Consider the following 19429-nt stretch of genomic DNA (forward strand, 5'->3'; position numbering starts at 1 on the left):
TATACTTTAAAGCAATAAGTGGTTACAACTGAACTAAGAATATAGACCTAGTGTGTTGGAATGGAAAATAACTTATAGTTTGGATGTACCAACGAACATGTACTTATATAAATAGAAAATGAGAGTGGAGAGGTGCTTCCTGTGTATATTTATGTCCGCAACTCTGTAGAAGCCTCTATGTTCCAATCAATCTGGAGAACCGTATGGAAAGAGAAAGGGTTTGAATTGGAATCTGATCAAGAAGTGCTGCACCAGATGCTCATTACGAATGAACAAGGTCATTGTGTGGGAACTATCGAATATAAACCGTACCATTTAACAAATAATCCGATTCACCGCGTCGCTGATTTCCAAGACCAACCGGAGATGGCATTGCCAGCTCGTGTCGTGGAAATAGATAAAGTGGCGCTTCTTAGGGAACATCGCGGGCCGAATATAGCCCGCTTAATTTCTGCAATGCTGCACTACGCGGACAAGCACGATAAGGATTACTTTGTTTGTCTGTTGGAGCCCGTATTTGCACGTGCGCTGAGGGTATCCTTTCAAATTCCCATGCGTCAAATATCTGATCGTGTCGCCTATAAAGGAGATGATGTCATACCAACGATTATAGATGTAGGCAAGGTCAGAAGGAACAAGCACCTCTATTCTTGGATAATTGCCGACACAGCACCTTCTGTAAGCAATAATACAGTGGTAGTCTAGTCTTACTATTTTATACTTTAGAAAGTAGGTCGTCTTCTTTGAACGAACTTTCCATATTGGATCTAAGAAATAGGCTACTCGTTAAAATTATTTGGGGGATGCTTGGACTTGGCATCGCGGCGAATCTCGCGGCTAACGTGACAGGAAGCATGCTTTATATGTTAGCTGTTATTGGTACGCTTGCTTGTGGTGTGGCTACATTTATGACATACAAGCGTATAGCACCAGGCTCCATTATGTATTTGATACCTGTCATTATGACAGGGCTGACGGTATTTCTGATCAAATCGGACCCTAATCCGATATTTAGTACATATGTGCTGTTTTATGTAAATATGGGTGTGATGGCGCTGTACTCCAATTATCGCCCTGTACTTACAGCGGGAGTGCTGAGTGCGATTGCAACTATATATGTATTTTACGATCCTGTTATTCATGAGGTGTTGTATAAGAAGGAACCGCTGCTTTACTTGCTGTTGTATCTTGCGTTCGCTACGATCGCTTTATGTGCGGCTGCTATTTTCAGCGAACGGCTCCAAAAGCAAGTTCTGGAGCATAGTACGGAGGCACTGAAAGCTAAGCTGCGGGCAGAGGACATGTTGTCTGAAATTCATAGCTCAGTATCGATACTGAACAATTTCAGTCAGGAGCAGAAAGAACGGGTAGTGACGACTAGCAATATATCCCGTGAGGTGACATCCACTTTTGCTGAAATTTCTTCGACGATTGAGCAGCAGACCGTTAATATTCATCATATTAATGACTCTGTGCAGTTGGTGGAGCAGTCTCTTAGTCATGTAGTTCAGGGGACTGAGCAGTTAGACGGTGTATCGTCGGAGACGCTAAAGCTTGCAGGGCAAGGGAATGCCGAGATTGAGACGTTGGTACAAGAAATGCGCCGTGTCCAAACGATGGTGCGTGAGACGGTGCAAATTATGAACGCTTTAAGCACGCAGACAGAAAAAGTGGGCAGCATCGTAAGTACGATTAGTGAAATATCTGCGCAGACGAATTTGTTATCGTTAAATGCAGCGATTGAAGCCGCTCGTGCAGGTGAGCACGGTAAAGGTTTTGCTGTTGTATCGGGTGAAGTACGCAAGCTGGCGGATCATACCCAGCAAGCGACAGAAGAGATCGCCTCCATCTTGGAAGCGATACGTCAGCAAATTACTGCTGCAGCGGGACATGTCAATCGCGGCGAAGGATCAGTCTTGTCCAGCGCACAAGCTACGCAAGCGGTAGAGAAGATCGTAAAGGACATCTCAGGCAACACGGAACAGGTCAACAAGCAAGCAGAACTGATGCGTACTGCGGTTGCGGAGTTGAAGGAGCAATATGGCTTGATGTCAGACAGTATGGTGTCCATTGCAAGCAGTACGGAGCAGCATATGGGTGCTGTTGAAGAAGTGCTGGCCAGTATGGAGCATCAGGATAGTCAGATCCATGCACTAGTTCAAGGCTATGGACGGCTGGATGAACGGGTTACAGCTTTGAATAAGCTGGCAGAAGAGGATACACGTCCTTAAATCAATCATAATAAAGAACCTTCAAGCTCATGTAAATGGGGCATGAAGGTTCTTTCTATTATTTGATTAGGCTAGGGGTAAGGAATGCTCTGCCTAGAGGGGGAGTCTCTAAATTGTATGCCTGATAGAGAGCATCTCCTAATTGTTTATTTAAGTAGTTTATTTAAGCTTGTTGATCCGTCCGTCGTCTTTAGGAGATACGTCGCCTTTTTTGATGATATAATCTTCTACGACCTCATATAAGGTTACGCCTGTATTTAGCGCATCCTTCTTGAGCATGGAGTATCCATCTCCACCTGCAATAATGAAATCATTGGTAGCAACACGATAAGTTTTGTTATCCTCAAGCGCTTTACCGCCTACTTTAACGTCGGTCACACGGCTGCCCGCCTTCTGCTTCATATCAAAAGTGAAGGACATACCTGCAATCTGAGGGAAACGCCCTGCGCCAGACTCGATCTCGCTGACACCACTTTCAAGAGCAGCTCGCAGCTCACTGCCTTTTACTTCTACTACAGCAAGCGTGTTCGGGAATGGCAGTACATCATACAAGTTACGCTTCGTAATATCGCCTGCTTGGATCGTTGTACGGATGCCGCCGCCATTAGTCAAGGCAACATCTGCCTCGAAGCCTGGCATGGAACGGGTACGTTCCAGCATCGCGTCTGCAATTAGATTGCCGAGATTGGTTCCTTCGGCACGGATCTTTGTACGGTCGCCTTCCAGCTTCACCGCCGTTTTTGCAATTTTTTCATTTAACAACGAATCCGTACTCTTTTGCAGTTCGGCAACTCGTGCTGCTGTTTCTTCATCCGGCTTAATATCTTTGTTATATTCAATTAACCCTCCGGAGAAATGCACAACTTCTCCATTATGATAGTACATATCGACACGACCAAGGGATTTGCTATATTCCCAGTCTTGTACGATGTAAACACCATTTACAACTTCTGGTGTGCTTAATTTGGTATGGGAATGACCACCGATAATCAGGTCTACTCCTTTTACCTGCTTCGCGATTTCACGATCCTCAGTCAAGCCGGAGTGCGAGACGATGATCACTTGATCGGCCATCTGCTGTAGCTTAGGAACCCATTCCTTAGCAACGGTCACCGGATTAAGGAACTTTAATCCCTTGACATTGTCAGGATGCGTCACAATTGGAGTTTCTTCGGTAATTAAGCCAAGGAACGCAAATTTCTTGCCTTCGATCTCTTTGATGACGTAGGGCTTGAGCAAAGGATCACCTTTAGCATCAAAGACGTTAGCCCCTAATACAGGAAACTGGAACATCTTTGATACTTTGACGAGCTGTTCATGACCAAAGTCAAATTCATGATTGCCTGCCACCATAAAATCGTAGCCGAGCGGGTTCACAAGCTTGGCAGCTGCTTCGCCTTTGGATAAGTTCACATATATAGTACCTTGAATCATATCTCCTGCATCAACAAGCATCGTGTTCGGGTTCTCGGCTTTGAGAGATTTCATAAGGGTAGCTAGTTTGGCATAACCCATTTCTTTATTTTTTTCATCATCCATAATATGTCCATGGACATCATTGGTATGCCCGATCGTGAGATGGAGCGTGATGGCTTCTCCAAGCGCGTCGATAAACGCTTGTCTAGTTACTGTGCTGCCATCCAGCTTTAATTCGATGCCGGCTTGCTTGGCAACTGCGTTCAGTGTAGCCGCATCGGCAGTCTTATGTAGGCGTGTCCACTGCTCCGTGTTTACGATGCTGCTTTGCTTGGCCCATGTTAAAGCACGGGCTGCCCAACTGCCCTTAACGGATGTATCCACTGCTTTGACTTTAGCTTCTTCTCCTTGTACGCGAGCCAGAACTACGACAGCTTCTACCAATGTGATTGGACGTTCTAATGCGAGCCCGTCATTGGCACCGTTGATGTAAGCCTTCTGCTGCATCCAGTCCGTATGTTGAATGGGCTGCAAAGGGGCAGCTGCCAGTGGTCCTGCGATAACGGAGGCCAGAATGGCGGTTAAAGATAATGTGAGTCCAAGTTTGTTGGTCCGAATCATATGACACCTCCAATAATTTTGCTCGTACAAATAGATGGTATCATAAGCTGCTAAGTGAATATATGCAGCAATTGTAAGCGTAACCTAAATATATTGTTAAGTTCATATTGTTCACGAGCTGGATCTAAATTAAGGATGCCCAGTCTAAAGTCAAATTTATAATTCATCAAAGCCATTCTCGTCGCCTACTTTACCATAGTTGCGGGATTTGGCTTCGAAGAAATCGGTCTTTGTTGCGTTTAAAGCTTCATCAGAGAACGGCTTGATCCAAGGCATACAATTCACATCAACGCCATTATATGCTTTGTCCATGCCCATCATAGACAAGCGGCGATTGGCGATATACTTGATGTAAGCGGACAATTCACGTAAGTCAATGCCAGTGATGTTATTTAGGGTGTAGTAGGCCCAGTTGGTTTCCAATTCAACAGCACGATCGATAGTTTTGTACACATAGTCTCGATTCTCATTTGAGTTTAACTCCGGAAAGTCCACTAATAGCTGCTTAAATACTTCTCCGAAGAAATAACAATGCTGATTCTCGTCACGCTGAATATAGGAAATCATCTGACTTGTCCCCATCATCTTCTGATCGCGAGCCAGATTATAAAAAAAGGCAAACGTACTATAAAAGAAAATACCTTCCAAAATTAAGTCGGCCACAAGCGCTTCAAAAAACGTCTGCGGAGTGGCGTTGTTGCGGAATTTTTGATAAATGTCAGCGATAAAGCGGTTACGTTCCAATAGCACTTGATCGTGCTTCCAATATTCAAACACTTGTTTTTGTTCCTCGGAGGAAACTATCGATGAGAGCACGTAGGAGTATGATTGATTGTGCACAACTTCTTGCTGGGCAATAATTGCGGCAATAGCCTCAAGAGAAGAATCTGTAAAGTAACTTTTTACGTCACCAACAAACATCGTCTGCATCGAATCAAGCACTGCCAAAAGGGAAATGTTGATCTTAAACGCTTGTTGCTCTTCCGGAGCAAGCAATGGAAATTGCTGCGCATCTTTTGACATCGGAATCTCATCTGCAATCCAATGATTCAGGAGCAGCACTTTATATAATTTATACATGTGTGGCATGCGAATATCATCCCAATTCAAGATACCGGAGCATTGCCCGTTAATGATGCGTGTTGATTTGTTTGGTGCTTCCGTATTAAAGATAAGCTGGCGGCCTAATTGTTCAGGAAGCAAGGTCATACGAGCACTTCCTTTCTAGTGTTGGCTGCATCATGATAAGGCGTATAAACGATGCAGATCGTGCGATCGCGAGCAATTCAGCTATTTCTTCGTGTGAAAGCGGAACAGATGGATCGACAACATCAGGAACTGCAAGCTTCGCATTCTTCTACAGTAAGGGCTTGACTGCGAACGTAATAGGTTGATTTCAGTCCAGCCTTCCATGCGTGAAGGTGCAGCGCCAAGAACTCAACCGCTCGAATATCGGGACGCACATACAGGTTAAAGCTTTGCCCCTGATCCAGGTGGCGTTGACGTGCCCCTGCCATTTGGATCGACCAATGCTGATCAATGTGGAATGCCGTCTTGTAGTACCACATTGTTTTCTCGGACAAATCTGGAGCTGGATTGGCAATCTTATAGGTCGTTTTCTCTTCGTAGCTTAGAAGTTCATATACAGGATCAACACTCGCCGTGGAGCCTGCAATAATAGACGTTGAGCCGTTAGGAGCTACTGCCATTAGCCATGCATTACGCAAGCCATACTCTTTCACCGCGTCTGCAAGCTTCCGCCATTGCTCAGTGGACACGTATAGACCTGGGCGGTTAGCTGTTGTATAGTCGCGCTGTTCAAAATAACGTCCAGACTCCCATTGTGAACCCTGAAAGAGTGGATAAGCTCCCTTCTCTCGGGCCAATGCCATGCTGGATTGGATCGCAAGGTAATGTATTTTTTCATATAGGTGATCATTATAGGTTACTGCCGCCTCGGATTCCCAAGCGATCCCTTCGAGTGCCAAGAGATGGTGGAGACCAAAGGTGCCGAGTCCAATTGCCCGATAGCGATGATTGGTGTATTGGGCTTGCAGCACTTCAATGTTATTAATGTCAATGACATTGTCCAGCATGCGTACTTGAATCGGAATAAGTCTCTCCAGTACATCTGCACGAACAGCACGGGCTAAATGGATCGAGTTTAAGTTGCAAACTACAAAATCGCCAGGAACTTTGGTAATGACAATTCGAGTCTGCCCATCGCGAACAACAAGCTCTTCTTGCTCCACAACAGTCGGCGACTGATTTTGCATAATCTCAGTACATAGATTTGAACTATATATTACGCCATGTGCTTGATTGGGGTTACTACGATTTGCACAATCCTTATAGAACATGTATGGTGTGCCTGTTTCCAATTGAGATTTGAGAACACGCTTCATAATATCGATGGCTGGCAGCGTAATACGGGACAAACGAGGGTTCGCCACTGCCTCCGCATATCGCTCGCGGAAGGTACCTTCGCCAAGTTTCTCATCAAAAAAATCTTCCAAGCCAACTGGCCGGCCGTTGTCGTCTGTCCATCCCATCACTTTCTTTACTTCATGTGGGCAAAACAGATGCCAATCTTCGCGCTGCTCTACAGCCTCCATAAATAAGTCTGGAATGCTAATTCCGTGAAAAATGTCATGAGCGCGCATCCGTTCGTCGCCGTTATTTAGTTTCAAGTCGAGGAAAGACAGGATGTCCTTATGAAATACGTCCAAGTACACAGCAATTGCACCTTTACGTGTGCCAAGCTGGTCAACGCTGACCGCTGTATTGTTCAGCTGGCGAATCCACGGGATAACGCCGGAACTGCTATTTTTATGGCCGCGTATGTCGGAGCCGCGTGCGCGAATTTTACCTAAATAGACACCGATTCCGCCGCCCATCTTGCTCAGGCGAGCCACCGCTGTATTGGAATCAAAAATGCCTTCCAAGGAATCGTCAACGGTGTCAATAAAGCAGCTTGACAGCTGGCCGGCTACTTTTTTGCCAGCGTTGGCCATTGTAGGCGTAGCGGCCGTCATGTATAAGTTGCTCATAGCCCAGTAAGCTTCTTTGGCCAATTGCACACGGCGCTCTTCGGGTTCCTTGTGCATCAAGTACATGGCAATTACCATATACCTCTCTTGCGGAAGCTCCATCGTACGTCCTTCAAAGTCGGCTGCCAAATAGCGCTCACGCAGTGTTAATAAGCCAATATAGTCAAACAGCTCATCGCACTGGGGGGCGATTGTCGCACCTAATTCACGAATTTGCTCAGGTGTATAACACAGCAACAATTCTTCACGATAGACCCCGGTCGTAACAAGGGAGCGAATAAGCTTCAGGAAATCGCCATAAGGCTTATCAGCATAAGCCTTGTAACTGCGGTTAAGGGCGGCTTCCTTATACAATTTCGTCAGTAAGGAGCGGGCGGCTACAAACTTCCAGTCAGGCTGCTCGCGTGTGACAAGTTCTAACGCAGTCATGATGCAGGCTTGTGTAATATCTGACGCATGTACAGACGGCTGACGGAGCTTGCTCATAACGCTGCGATGCCAACGGGAACGATCCAGATGCGGATAGTCTTCTAACATACGCTCGCTATAACGTATGAAGCGGTCTTCATCAAATGTAAGCGAACGATTGTTAGGTTTTAATACGGTATGCACAGTGCGAACAGGTGGCGTAAACATCTTAGTTCCTCCTTATAGCGAGTCGTATTTGTTCTATTTGGGCACAGCGGGTTGGCACGCAAATAAATCACCTCTATGTACAACTGTTCTGTACAGCGGCAGCTTGTGCATGCTTTATGTGCAGTTCCTTAAGCTCTAAAATAAGGGAGTGTGGGATTAGATAAAGATAAACAGGTGATTTAAGGAGAATTAAGGATGGGAAATGCGGGAAATTCAATATATTGTTGAACTTCCGTAAATATACTACAACATATAGGGTGTGTAAATAGGCTGTAGGTGATACAGATCTTATGTGGACAAGTGTGGATAAGATTGGGACAGGCTGATAGGGAGCGTTTTCTGTTGTTGTGGTTGTCTTGAAAGATTTTCATAGTTATTTAACATATAATTTACATATATTTAATAAAAAATAGGGAAATATTATTCGGAAATAAGTTATCCAATAGTTATAAACAAGTGTGGATAATTAACGGATAAAGGTAATTTACGAATTATACACAATGTGGATAACTTCCGTTTTTCACTTTTATTGAAACTAATAGATGATAGCGCATATTTTTTCATAATTCATACGTGGGTTTGGGTGTAAAGAAAGCAGCTTACGGCACTTGTTTATGCAAGCATCTGAGAAGGGTAATTAAGGTCAGAGGCCACGTTTTATTCTAAAACATTTCGTCATATATTATAGGGATTAAAATCAAGAAGTGGGTGTACTTGGCTAACAGGATGGCTGATGAATGCATGCATGTATTGTAATAACGCGGTGTAAAAACACGGAACGCAATTGAAAGGAGACAAATAACATGAAAAGTCAAAAGCGAGTAATGACAGTTAGGCCACTCATTGGGGCAAGAGGGGTGATGCTCATCGCAGCTTTATTTTCGATGGTCATGCTGTCTGGCTGTGTGCCGGGAGATGGCAGCTACAGTGCTGCTGATCCAGCAGGTTTTTTTTGGGGGATATGGCATGGTTGGGTCGCGCCCATTAGTTTGATTATAGGGTTGTTTAAATCGGATATTCGTGTGTATGAAATATTTAATACGGGATGGGCTTATGATCTTGGTTTTTACATAGCAATTATAAGTGGCTTTGGAGGACTATCCTTACGTCGCCGCAAAAAACGGGATGACTAGAAGATCACATATCCTTTTTCGCCGAGCCTCCTGCAACCTTTGACTCGACATGGCGTCTAACTAGATAGATTCGAAAGGGAATAGCAAGGAGTGGACGCTATAAATACTCATAGTACTCATTATGCTAAATCGGGGAGCCTGCGTTGGATAACGCTGGCAGCGTTATGTCTTATGCTGTTAGTTGATGCCGCCCCGGCTAAGGCGGAATCAGACCAGGGTCAACAACGTATGTTGCAGGCACTATCAGAATCGACGGTGCAATCGAAGATTCAGTATCAATCAATAGGCTATCGAAATGAAATAGATGGAACGCTTTTTTACAACGTGAGCGTATATGATCGTACAGCCGCGAGTAATTTGGTCATTGAACGTGCACCAGACGGAACATTAATGCGCTGGGACGATAAGATTGGGGGGATATACGACAGCGGGCAAGCAGCCCCCGGCATTATCCTGAATCCTAAAGCGAGAAATGATATGAGTCCGTTTGTTCATTTCTATTATGAGGTGAAGGATGGCACGATCCATAAGGGGCAAGCCTACGAGGACTCGCCTAGCGGCAGATGGGCGCTGACTAATCATGACTTCTGGAGACCTGTTCTATCGACCAATGGCAGCGGCTACAGTCGTCTCAAAAGTTATTGGTTAAAAGATCAGATTTCTGGGGAAGTGGCCGAATGGTACACGTCTACGTTGTACACGAAGGCTGTGTGGATGCCCGATAATCGGTTGTTAGTCAATCGTTACAGCGAGAACCGAAAGCAAAATGAGATATCCATATACAACCCTGCTACTGCGCAGTGGAGCTATGTTCTGAATGGTACGATGAGGGGCTACCGTGCTGCTGAAGGTAAGATGTTGTATGTGCAAAATGAACCGCAGCGACTGGAATGGGTATATGACTTTCAGACGCAGATGTCCCATCTATTGACCGATGAGGCGGAACGTGCGTTGTTTACAGATCAGAAGTGGAAGCAGCTTGAACAAGCTCCAGAGTTGGATAAGGATCTCGATATCGCTGCATTGCCCTTAAAAACAGTGGCGATTACTAAAGATATGGAGCATGTGGTGCATATCGGCGGCAAAGAGATAGAGGTTCCTTTTACTTATAAACGGGGTGGCACGTTATGGATTCCCGTGAAGCCGCTTGCGGATGCGATGGGGTGGAAGGTGGAAGCGGAAAATGTGCTGGCGTCGCAATACCGTTATGGTATTCGTGCAGATAAGCATCGAGTCGAGTTGACACCTGACAATAGCCAAGTGTTAAACGAGCGGCTGTATATGACACGTGGACAATTGACGTCGCTTGGTTATCCAGGTGTGACAGTATCACCGAAGCGGCAGATGAAATGATAAGGCGCTGGTGGTAACAAGGCAAGCGTATGCAATGCTTGCGGGAATCTGGCTCTGTTGAGGGTGTCGGCGGTTTAAGCATGTTTGTATTTGATGTTTTGGATGTGAGCATGTCCAATAGGAAAAAGGAGTCACAACATGACGTTGCGGCTCCTTTTTCTGTTACCTAATGGGGCTTTCTTCTACGTTTTCTCGCCAACCAGAACCCTAACATTACAAGGGCAATCCCGATTGAATCGACCAATACATCTTGAAAATGGCCCGTTCGTCCAGGCACAAAAGATTGATGCCACTCATCTGAGCAGGCGTACAAAAAAGCAACAACGCCGCTAATCGCGATCGTGCTTGGGGCCGAGAGTGAGGTCGCATATAACGTCTTCACAATGAGGAAGCAGAGCAGTGCAAATTCAGCAACGTGCGCTCCCTTTCTTATAAAATACTCTACAAAATCGTAAGGCTGCTTCCAGGTTACGTGCTGGCCGTCATAGTCAAATTCGATATGTGGAATGTACTTCTGGAGTGTCTCCTCCGTAATAAAAGCTGCAAACGAAGGGCGCAAGTCTTGATCCGCATAGGTCTGTGAAGATTTATAAAATACAAAACCCATCCACAAAACGGCTAGTATAAGCCAAATAAAAAAGCTGCGTTTATGCAAAACGGTCATATGATAACTCCTTTATAACACAAGCAGCCGAACCCCGTAAGATGCGGAATTCGGCTACGCTAGTGCTGGACTAGGACCCGCCTGTGCGGCGTCGTTGGTTGTTCGGCTTTTTCGTATTTTGACTTTTTAACGCTTTGGTACCTGCATTGCCCTGAAAGTTGCCCTTCTGGTCGTGTTGCTGTTGTTTCTTCTTTGCGAGCATTTCCTTCATGGCGTCAGCCAAATTCACCTTTTTAGGTTGATTTTCTTCTGTCATCGTTTCCACCTACTTTGCATCAAATGCAGTTATCATTTTTAGACTATCATTTGTGAGCATTTAGAGCAATACGCTCCTTATACAAACCTGTCAAATGAAAAGATAAGATGTATATTTTGGTATGACTTTGTACATATGTTCATGTTTTGTATGTGGAACGGGGGCATTATGGGGATTATACTATGATGATGCTTCTTTATATAAAAAGCGCAGACGCTTTATAGAACTAACTAAAGGTCTGCGCGCGCTTGAATTATGGCAAAGCTATATCAATATGGCGGGAGAGGGCAAGGTCAACATAGACGTCAAGCAGAAAAGGAGACAGCAGAGTTGCGGCTTCACAAATATGTTATCGTTCAGGGCATGTCGGAGGAGTTAAGGAATGCCGGCATTTTTTTTCAGGCGCTTAACAATTTCGTTAAAGTCCTCCTGCGAAATCCCCGGAGCAAATTCCTCTGGCAGATCTTCTAAGTCAGGGATAGGGGCCCCTTCTGGCGTCCCTTCCTTGACTATAAGCGGACCGCCGTCTAGCGGGTGCTTGCCGCTCCAGATCAATCCAATATCTTTGTAGTCGTTATCACTCCACGTATATAAGATACGCCCAAGCCCCATGTCTTCAAATTTACGTGTGGTCTCAAATTGACGATTATCCAAATCGGGAATAGGCAGCATCTTGGTTACGTCTACGCCAGTAGCAATTTCCAACGCTTTGGCGTAAGCCACAATGTGCACGCCCCCTCGCACAAGCAAATAACCAATCATCTCCCTGGCAGTGGGGTGGTCCGTCATCTCATACACTCGCATTTTATGGGTGCGTGCTCCACATTCCAAAAAGAAATTATGAAGCAGGTCCAATACTAGATTGCCACTATTAAAGACGTTGTCACCAGCCCAAGGCCTGCCCATCGAGTCGCCTGCAAGTGCAGTCTGGGCAGTTGCAATAAATTGATACGTATTACGAGCATTTTTACCGACGGCAAGCGGCGTAGAATTGGGATTTCCTGGAGTGGTCGAACCAGCCAATACGAGGTTAATCGTATTCGCAACCAATTCGACATGCCCAATCTCTTCAGCGGTAATACTTGCTACAATGTCGTAAAATGGCTTGAGTTTCTTTTTTTGCCGGAAATTAAAGGATTGGAACAAATAGTTATTTAAAGTCGACATTTCTCCGAATTTTCCGCCTAGCAGCTCCTGTACAGCAGCCGCTGCATTGGGGTCCCCATTTTTTGGCGTAGGCAATTCAATAGCCAATCGATTGATACGCTTAAACACGTCATGACCTCCTTTAGGGTATCAAGCTCAAATGTATGTGCAGTGAATAGTCGGCTTCTAGCCGCCGACTTTGGGTTCGGTAATTTACGTCAACGACACTCATCGTTTAACACCTATGCGAAGCCATATTCGTCCTATGACAAATTGAACAGTGGAGTAGATCTCCAAATTAAAATTTTCCAATATCTAAACCAAAGACCAAAAAATATATGGCGCTATATAAGGCGGTATTTAGATATAAAACTAGAAAATGTGCTTTTTTTCCTATACAAGTCTATATTTATATGGATCAAAAGACCTTCTGTTCAGTATTTTTTTAGAGGTTGTCCAGTAATATGTCGAATTATGATGTTTTATTACATACATAGAACAGGAGATAAGTTCATGTCTAAAAAAATGCTTATTATATGGTTGTCCTGCAGCTTAGCTTTTTTGCAGCTGCTCGTCCCGGAAAAGGGTTATGCGCAATCGGTGCAATTTAGCCCGAATGATGCAACAATTGCAATAACAAGTATGAGAAATGATACGATTTCAATTGGAGATATCACACATTCGGGCAAGCTGGATCTTGTCGGAGGTGCTTATACCAAGAAGGTCGGTGTAGTGCTTGATCTTGCAGGCTCTCCACATCAAGAGGCTGCAGATGCTTCTGTTATCCCAGAGGCAGATCCCTTTTATGCGACGGCTTTGGCTGATTTGGATGGCGATGGGGATCTTGATTTTATAACGGGAGGACCTAATGGGTCTGGTGTAAGTCCTAACAACGTTTACGCATGGGACGAAACGTCAAGCTTTCCGATGAAGTATACCAAAATAGGATCGACGTATACGATGAATCAAGTTGCCTTCTATGGTATGGGCATTGTGACGGGAGATTTTAATAACGATTCCAAGACGGACGTATTGTGGTTTGCTGGAAATAAAGCATACTTAGGTATTAATAACACAACAGTTGCGAATCATATTTCGTTCTCTCAGATCCGTGATATTGGACTCGATTTGGGAAAAATTAATAGCGGCAATGCTACAACAAGAGTTGGGGACTTTGACGGAGATGGAAACCTCGATTTTGTGGGGGCAAACTTGGTTCAGGGTGGCGGATACGTTATCGGATATGGTGACGGCACGGGCCAGTTCAGAATGGTGAAGGCTGACTTTAGTGATCAGTTATACGGACTTGCTGTAGATGTCAGTGATGTTAATAAGGATGGAAAAACAGACTTTATACTGCTTCGCTCGAGAGCTTATAATGAGCCTGTAGACAACGAAATTATACTGTTTACCAGCACTGGAGCGTCCTTTGATAAGAAAGTGATCACTAAATCAACGAACAACAAATATAATCATGTAGCCTTATCGGATATGAATAATGATACATGGGCAGATATGATTGCTTATAGTGAAAAAAATACGTCTATTTACCTGAATGCAGGTCAAGGTTTATTCAAGGGAGTTCCTGATTCTAGCTTTAAAACAACTAGCGGTGCCACGCAATTATATATTGCAGACTTTAATGCAGATGGACTGAAAGATTTAGGCTTTATGCTTGGGGGCAGCATAGTAGCTCGATATCAGGTAGTTGCGGAAGCTTCTGTTGTAGAAGCGAGTGTGGATAAAGCGAGGCCTTTAACTAAAGAAGCTGCTAATGTTCAACTTCGTGTACAGGACGCCTTCAGTCAAGTATATACCGGTTTTAGCGGTACAAAAAACGTAACGATATCAGGTGTGTCCGCTGCCCCAGATGGCAGTTATGGCAGCTTTAATGGCACGATACTTGATGCAGACGCAGCTGGTGCTGGTCAAGTAGTGCCCGTGAACTTTGTAGATGGACAAGCAATCGTTCCCTTGCAGTTGCACCATGCTGCCAGGCAGCAAATTCAATTCAGCGTCGCAGATGTCAAGACACCACTAACAAATAAGGTAACGATTACGCCGCTTGCTTCAAAGGAGAAGCTTCTCCTGCAGCGAGATATTGCAGCTCCAGCAGATTATGGCCAGCCTTTTGGGCAACAGCCCGTGCTTCACCTTACAGATGGATATGGTAACGTGGTGACAAGTGATTATTCTACACGTGTAACCGTGTCGAAGCAGGACAGTGGCGACTGGAAGCTCAAGGGCACAGCAACCGTCATAGCAAGAGCTGGAACAGTTTCCTTTAGTGGCTTGCTGCCAGATTACGTTAACGACGTCACGGGGGCTCAAGTAGTTTTCCAATCAGAAGGCCTTGCACCAGTTGTAAGTTCAGCTTTGAACCTGACGGGGGTAATCATTCCTTCCGTTCCGACCGCGCTAACTGCCATTGCAGGGGACAGTAAAGTGGCATTAACTTGGAGAGGAGTTCCAGAGGCGACTTCGTATAAAATCTATGCCAGTACGACATCGGGCTCCTATGGGGCAGAGGTAGCTACGGTGACAGGCTCCGTATACAATTATGAACTGAACTATTTAGCGAACGGCATAACCTACTACTTTGTCGTCAAGGCAGTTGCGGGCAAGGTAGAAAGTGCAAGCTCCAATGAAGCTACGGCAACACCGCAAGTACCTGCACCTAATGCTCCTGCTTATTTGACGGCCCTTGCAGGGAACGGCAAGGTCACACTGAACTGGGGCGGTGTAGAACAGGCTGCCGCTTATAAGATTTACAGCAGTACGGTACAAGGTGCCTATGGAACAGAAACAGCTACTGTAACGGGGAATGTGTACAGCTATGATGTCACTCCGCTTGTTAATGGCACAACCTATTATTTTGTTGTTCGCGCTACGACAGCGGGGGGAGATGGCCCTGCATCGTTTGAAGCAAGTGCTGTACCTAGCACGGTCCCTGCCGCGCCGACAGACGTTATCGCAACTGCGGGCAATGGCCAAGCAACTGTACAATGGAAAGCGCCTGTTGATAATGGAGGAAGTCCAATTGTATCTTATGTATTGACGGCTCAACCAGGCAATGTCGTTGTTCATGTGAAGGCCACAACGGCTACAGTCCCGAACTTAACAAATGGAACAGCGTATACGTTTACGGTGAGTGCCATGAATGCTAACGGAGCTGGGACGGCTTCTTTACCATCGCCAGCTGTAACACCGTCTGCTCCAGCAACGTCGGGTGGAAATGGTCATGTTGTCGTTAGCCCTACACCAGCAGATAAAAGTGCAAACATAGAGGTCAATGGGAAGAAAGAATTGGGTGGAACCGTTGAGATCGTGGAAAAGGACGGTCAAAAGACAACTTCATTTACACTTGATCCTTCTAAATTGGCAGACCTGCTAAGCAAATCAGGCTCCAATGCAGTCATTACGGTACCATTTGTTGATGCCGGATATGGAACGACGATCCTTAACGGAAACATCGTCAGCCAGTTGAAGCAGCAACAAGCGGTGTTGGAAATGAAAACAACACAAGGCATATACAAGCTGCCGTTGTCTCAACTGGATGATAGCGCCATTGCGACTTCGTTTGGCGACAAAGCGAAGCCAAGCGACATCCAATATAAAATTAACATTCAGAAGGCAACAGGTGAAGGAGCACGTGCGGTTGAGCTTGCGGCCGAAAAGCAGCATTATAAGCTGATTGGTGAACCAACTCGCTTCGAGGTAACGGCTTCTTACGGTACTCAAACGATAGCGCTTAGCAAACATAACGGTTATGTGGAGCGGATGGTTGCCCTGCCTAAGCAAACGGATGCGGCGCAAGTAACAACAGCTGTATTTTTGAATAAAGATGGTACGTTATCTCATATTCCAACTGTAGTCACGAAGGTTGACGGTAACGTCTTTGTAAAAATGAATAATCGTATTAATGGTACGTTTGCGGTCGTGTGGAATCCGCTGTCATTTGACGATATGAATCAACATTGGGCACAGGCGGAAGTGAATGATTTAGGTTCACGTTTGGTCGTAACGGGAACAAGTGATAACCGTTTTGAACCTCAACGCGATATTACACGTGCAGAATTTGCGGCTATAGTCGTCAAGGGATTAGGTTTGATGAACAGCGGAACAGGCCAAGACAGCTTTAAGGATGTTGCTTCTGCTGCTTGGTATTACGATGCTGTATCAATCGCTTCACAATACCAGTTAATTCAAGGGTATGCGGATGGCACTTTCCGTTCGAATGACAACATTAGTCGTGAGGAAGCTATCGTTATTTTGATGAGAGCGGCAAAGCTGATGAATCCGGGTATGAAGATGACAGATCGTGAACCTCAGTTGCAGCTTCAAGCTTTTAAGGATGGGTCACAAGTGAGCATGTGGGCACAAGATTCGGTTGCAGCCAGCATTCAACATGGTATTGTAAAAGGCAGCGGTGATCATATTGGAGCAAAGGACAATATGACGCGGGCTGAAGTGGCGGCAGTTGTTCGCCGCATGCTACAGCAATTGCATTTTATTTAAAATAAAATTCTGCTTTCATTTGCTGCACCTTTGAGCACAAACGTGTAAAGAAAGCTTAAATGCAAATAACCTTCACCTCATTTCTTTGGGGTGAAGGTTATTTTATATCTAAGAAGCTGTATCTATTTAAAAATACGTCGTAGTATCTCGTTACCAACTGCGCACGTACGATTTTGGCACGGGAATGTCTGCGTGAAGTTCCTTTGAGGCACGGAGAGGCCAGTATGGATCACGCAGCAGCTCACGACCGAGCAGTACCAGATCGGCACGATGATTACGTACGATGTCCTCGGCATGTGCAGGCTCTGTGATCAAACCTACAGCTCCGGTTGCGATTCCCGCAGATTGGCGTATCGCTTCAGCATAGGGAACTTGGTACCCTGGAAACAGGTTAATATCCGCGGGCACGACTGCACCTGAGCTACAATCAATGAGATCGACACCTTGTGATTTCATGCGACGAGCGTAATCAATAAACGTTTCCAGTGTATTGCCATCCTTGTGGTATTCATGTGCAGAGATTCGTACAAAGAGTGGCTTTGTCCATACATGACGAACAGCATCAATAATTTCTTCTAAGAAACGATAACGGCCGATTATATTCTCGCCATAACCGTCCAACCGTTTGTTCGTTAATGGAGACAAAAATTCATTAATCAAATAACCATGCGCAGCATGAATTTCGACTACATCAAAGCCTGCTAATTCAGCGCGGCGTGCAGCGTCTGCAAAAGCCTTGATCGTCTTGCGGATATCTTCCTGCGTCATCTCATCTGGCACGGCATACGCTTCACTAAACGGAACAGCAGACGGTGCGATAGCTCCAGAAACCGTCGCTTTACGTCCTGCATGCGCAAGCTGTATGCCTATTCGAGCACCTTGAGCATGCACCATCTCCACGAGCCGGCGCAAGCCTTCTATATGCTCATCGCTCCATATACCCAAGTCCTGCGCGCTAATGCGCCCGTTCGCTTGTACAGCAGATGCCTCGACGATAATGAGGCCTACTTGACCAACAGCACGGGAAGTATAGTGCACCAAGTGCCAATCATTCACTTTCCCGTCTTCCTCTTTGCACGCGTACATACACATCGGTGACATCACAATCCGGTTAGGGAAGGTAACCTCGCGAATCGTCAATGGATCTAACAAACTTGGCATAACTCTACTACCTCCATCCTTATTCCATTTATAGAAAACGTTTGTATGAAGTCCAACTACTATATTATACCTTTGTCTGCGAGAGCGATACAAACCTATCTAATTGAACGCACATTATGATCACGTTGAACGCGCATTATGATCGCGGCAACAGGCGGTTCAACCATCCGATGCAGTCACTAGTCACCTCGTCGCGGTTCGTCTCATTCAGCAGTTCGTGACGGGCCCCCGGATACAAAATAAGCGTTACCTCTTGAACACCAAGCTGCTTGTACAGACGTTCGAGCTTGTGGAGTCCTTTGCCGAAGTTACCTACAGGGTCTTGACTACCGGATACGATTAGAACGGGCAGTTGTAAAGGTACTTTGGCCAAGGTGGAAGGATGATGCACTTCTTTTAGGAAACGGAAAAATTCATAATAGAATCCGACTGTGCACACATAACCACACATAGGATCATCGATATATTTCTGGACTTCCTCTTCATCCCGACTAAGCCAGTCAAATGGCGTACGGCTTGGTTTGAAGCTGCGGTTGAATCCACCGAAAGCTAAATTGTTAATAAGTTCACTGCGGTGTGCAGATCCTTTAAGAGCACGGATGACTTGGGATATACGGACACCTGCGGACAGATCGAGTCCACGTGGTCCATTGCTGCCCGATAAAATTAGACCATGCAGTAAATGTCCATATTTTGTAATGTACATTTGTGATAAGAAGGAGCCCATGCTGTGGCCAAACAATACAAGCGGCACATTCGGATGACGTTCTTGGATATATTGGCTTAATTGGCCCATATCATGTACCATCCCGATGAAATCCCCTTCGTCCATGTGCCCAAGCTGTTCTGGGCTGGATGCTGTTTTGCCATGACCACGGTGATCGTTTGCATACACAATGTAGCCCTGTTGAATTAATTCTGCTGCAAAGCGCTCGTAACGTAGTGCGGTTTCTGTCATCCCGTGTGCAATCTGAATAATGCCGCGTGTCGGCATGTCTTTGTGTGCGGTCTCCCATTTATAAACGTGAATTCGGCCACCGTTGGCACCTTCGAGGGTAAATGTTGTTGTATTCATTCTTATGTTCCTCCTATAAGTGTGTTTGACTGGACACGCTGCACGCTATTAACATTCAACTCACCCATTTAAACAAACCTACGATATGAATGAGCTCTTAGTGCGCTTTTGATGTGCTGTTCGATGCTAGTTTGCAGTTGCCATTCTTTATTTATGCTATGATAGGAGC

The 19429-nt window shown here is 45.4% G+C and carries 13 protein-coding genes; 5 read left to right on the forward strand and 8 right to left on the reverse strand.

The window, feature by feature from the left end:
• Window positions 1–141 precede the first annotated feature (141 nt).
• Together H509_RS0123690 and H509_RS26520 are read left to right on the forward strand one after the other, a co-directional pair.
• Window positions 142–705, forward strand: a complete 564-nt coding sequence (locus H509_RS0123690; protein WP_028547242.1) for a hypothetical protein — start codon at window positions 142–144, stop codon at window positions 703–705.
• A 38-nt stretch (window positions 706–743) separates the two neighbouring features.
• Complete coding sequence (locus H509_RS26520; protein ID WP_036698752.1) at window positions 744–2231, forward strand: methyl-accepting chemotaxis protein; 1488 nt, start codon at window positions 744–746, stop codon at window positions 2229–2231.
• Between the two features lie 159 nt (window positions 2232–2390).
• Here H509_RS26520 and H509_RS0123700 read toward each other — a convergent pair whose 3' ends face one another.
• From H509_RS0123700 to H509_RS0123710, 3 genes are all read right to left on the reverse strand, one after another.
• The gene (locus H509_RS0123700; protein WP_028547243.1) at window positions 2391–4268 is read right to left on the reverse strand and encodes a bifunctional metallophosphatase/5'-nucleotidase; all 1878 of its coding nucleotides are present in this window, start codon (window positions 4266–4268) and stop codon (window positions 2391–2393) included.
• Window positions 4269–4424: 156 nt separating this feature from the next.
• The gene (locus H509_RS0123705) at window positions 4425–5477 is read right to left on the reverse strand and encodes a ribonucleotide-diphosphate reductase subunit beta (RefSeq protein ID WP_028547244.1); all 1053 of its coding nucleotides are present in this window, start codon (window positions 5475–5477) and stop codon (window positions 4425–4427) included.
• Window positions 5478–5599: 122 nt separating this feature from the next.
• A complete protein-coding gene (locus tag H509_RS0123710; RefSeq protein WP_028547245.1) occupies window positions 5600–7954 on the reverse strand; it encodes a ribonucleoside-diphosphate reductase subunit alpha in 2355 nt (784 codons plus the stop codon).
• A gap of 803 nt (window positions 7955–8757) precedes the next feature.
• Between H509_RS0123710 and H509_RS0123715 the strand changes: the two genes are divergently transcribed.
• Window positions 8758–9087: a hypothetical protein gene (locus H509_RS0123715; protein ID WP_245596241.1), complete on the forward strand. Its 330-nt coding sequence runs from the start codon at window positions 8758–8760 to the stop codon at window positions 9085–9087.
• Window positions 9088–9258: 171 nt separating this feature from the next.
• The gene (locus tag H509_RS0123720) at window positions 9259–10440 is read left to right on the forward strand and encodes a hypothetical protein (RefSeq protein ID WP_028547247.1); all 1182 of its coding nucleotides are present in this window, start codon (window positions 9259–9261) and stop codon (window positions 10438–10440) included.
• 166 nt (window positions 10441–10606) lie between these two features.
• Here H509_RS0123720 and H509_RS0123730 read toward each other — a convergent pair whose 3' ends face one another.
• The 3 genes from H509_RS0123730 to H509_RS0123740 all read right to left on the reverse strand — a co-directional run bounded on the left by H509_RS0123730 (window position 10607) and on the right by H509_RS0123740 (window position 12635).
• Window positions 10607–11104, reverse strand: a complete 498-nt coding sequence (locus tag H509_RS0123730) for a VanZ family protein (protein WP_028547248.1) — start codon at window positions 11102–11104, stop codon at window positions 10607–10609.
• A 70-nt stretch (window positions 11105–11174) separates the two neighbouring features.
• On the reverse strand, window positions 11175–11360 hold the full coding sequence (locus H509_RS0123735) for a hypothetical protein (protein WP_028547249.1): 186 nt from the start codon (window positions 11358–11360) through the stop codon (window positions 11175–11177).
• 375 nt (window positions 11361–11735) lie between these two features.
• Complete coding sequence (locus H509_RS0123740; RefSeq protein WP_028547250.1) at window positions 11736–12635, reverse strand: manganese catalase family protein; 900 nt, start codon at window positions 12633–12635, stop codon at window positions 11736–11738.
• Between the two features lie 384 nt (window positions 12636–13019).
• Between H509_RS0123740 and H509_RS27005 the strand changes: the two genes are divergently transcribed.
• A complete protein-coding gene (locus tag H509_RS27005) occupies window positions 13020–17024 on the forward strand; it encodes an S-layer homology domain-containing protein (protein ID WP_051287555.1) in 4005 nt (1334 codons plus the stop codon).
• 150 nt (window positions 17025–17174) lie between these two features.
• Here the strand turns inward: H509_RS27005 and namA are convergent, their stop codons facing one another.
• Window positions 17175–18185, reverse strand: coding sequence for an NADPH dehydrogenase NamA (namA, locus tag H509_RS0123750; RefSeq protein ID WP_028547251.1), 1011 nt, complete (start codon window positions 18183–18185; stop codon window positions 17175–17177).
• Between the two features lie 136 nt (window positions 18186–18321).
• Window positions 18322–19260 carry an alpha/beta hydrolase gene (locus H509_RS0123755; protein ID WP_028547252.1) on the reverse strand — a complete coding sequence of 313 codons (939 nt, stop codon included), beginning with the start codon at window positions 19258–19260 and terminating at the stop codon, window positions 18322–18324.
• Window positions 19261–19429 lie beyond the last annotated feature (169 nt).

The organism is Paenibacillus taiwanensis DSM 18679 (assembly GCF_000425125.1).
Taxonomy (GTDB): Bacteria; Bacillota; Bacilli; order Paenibacillales; family Paenibacillaceae; genus Paenibacillus_B; species Paenibacillus_B taiwanensis.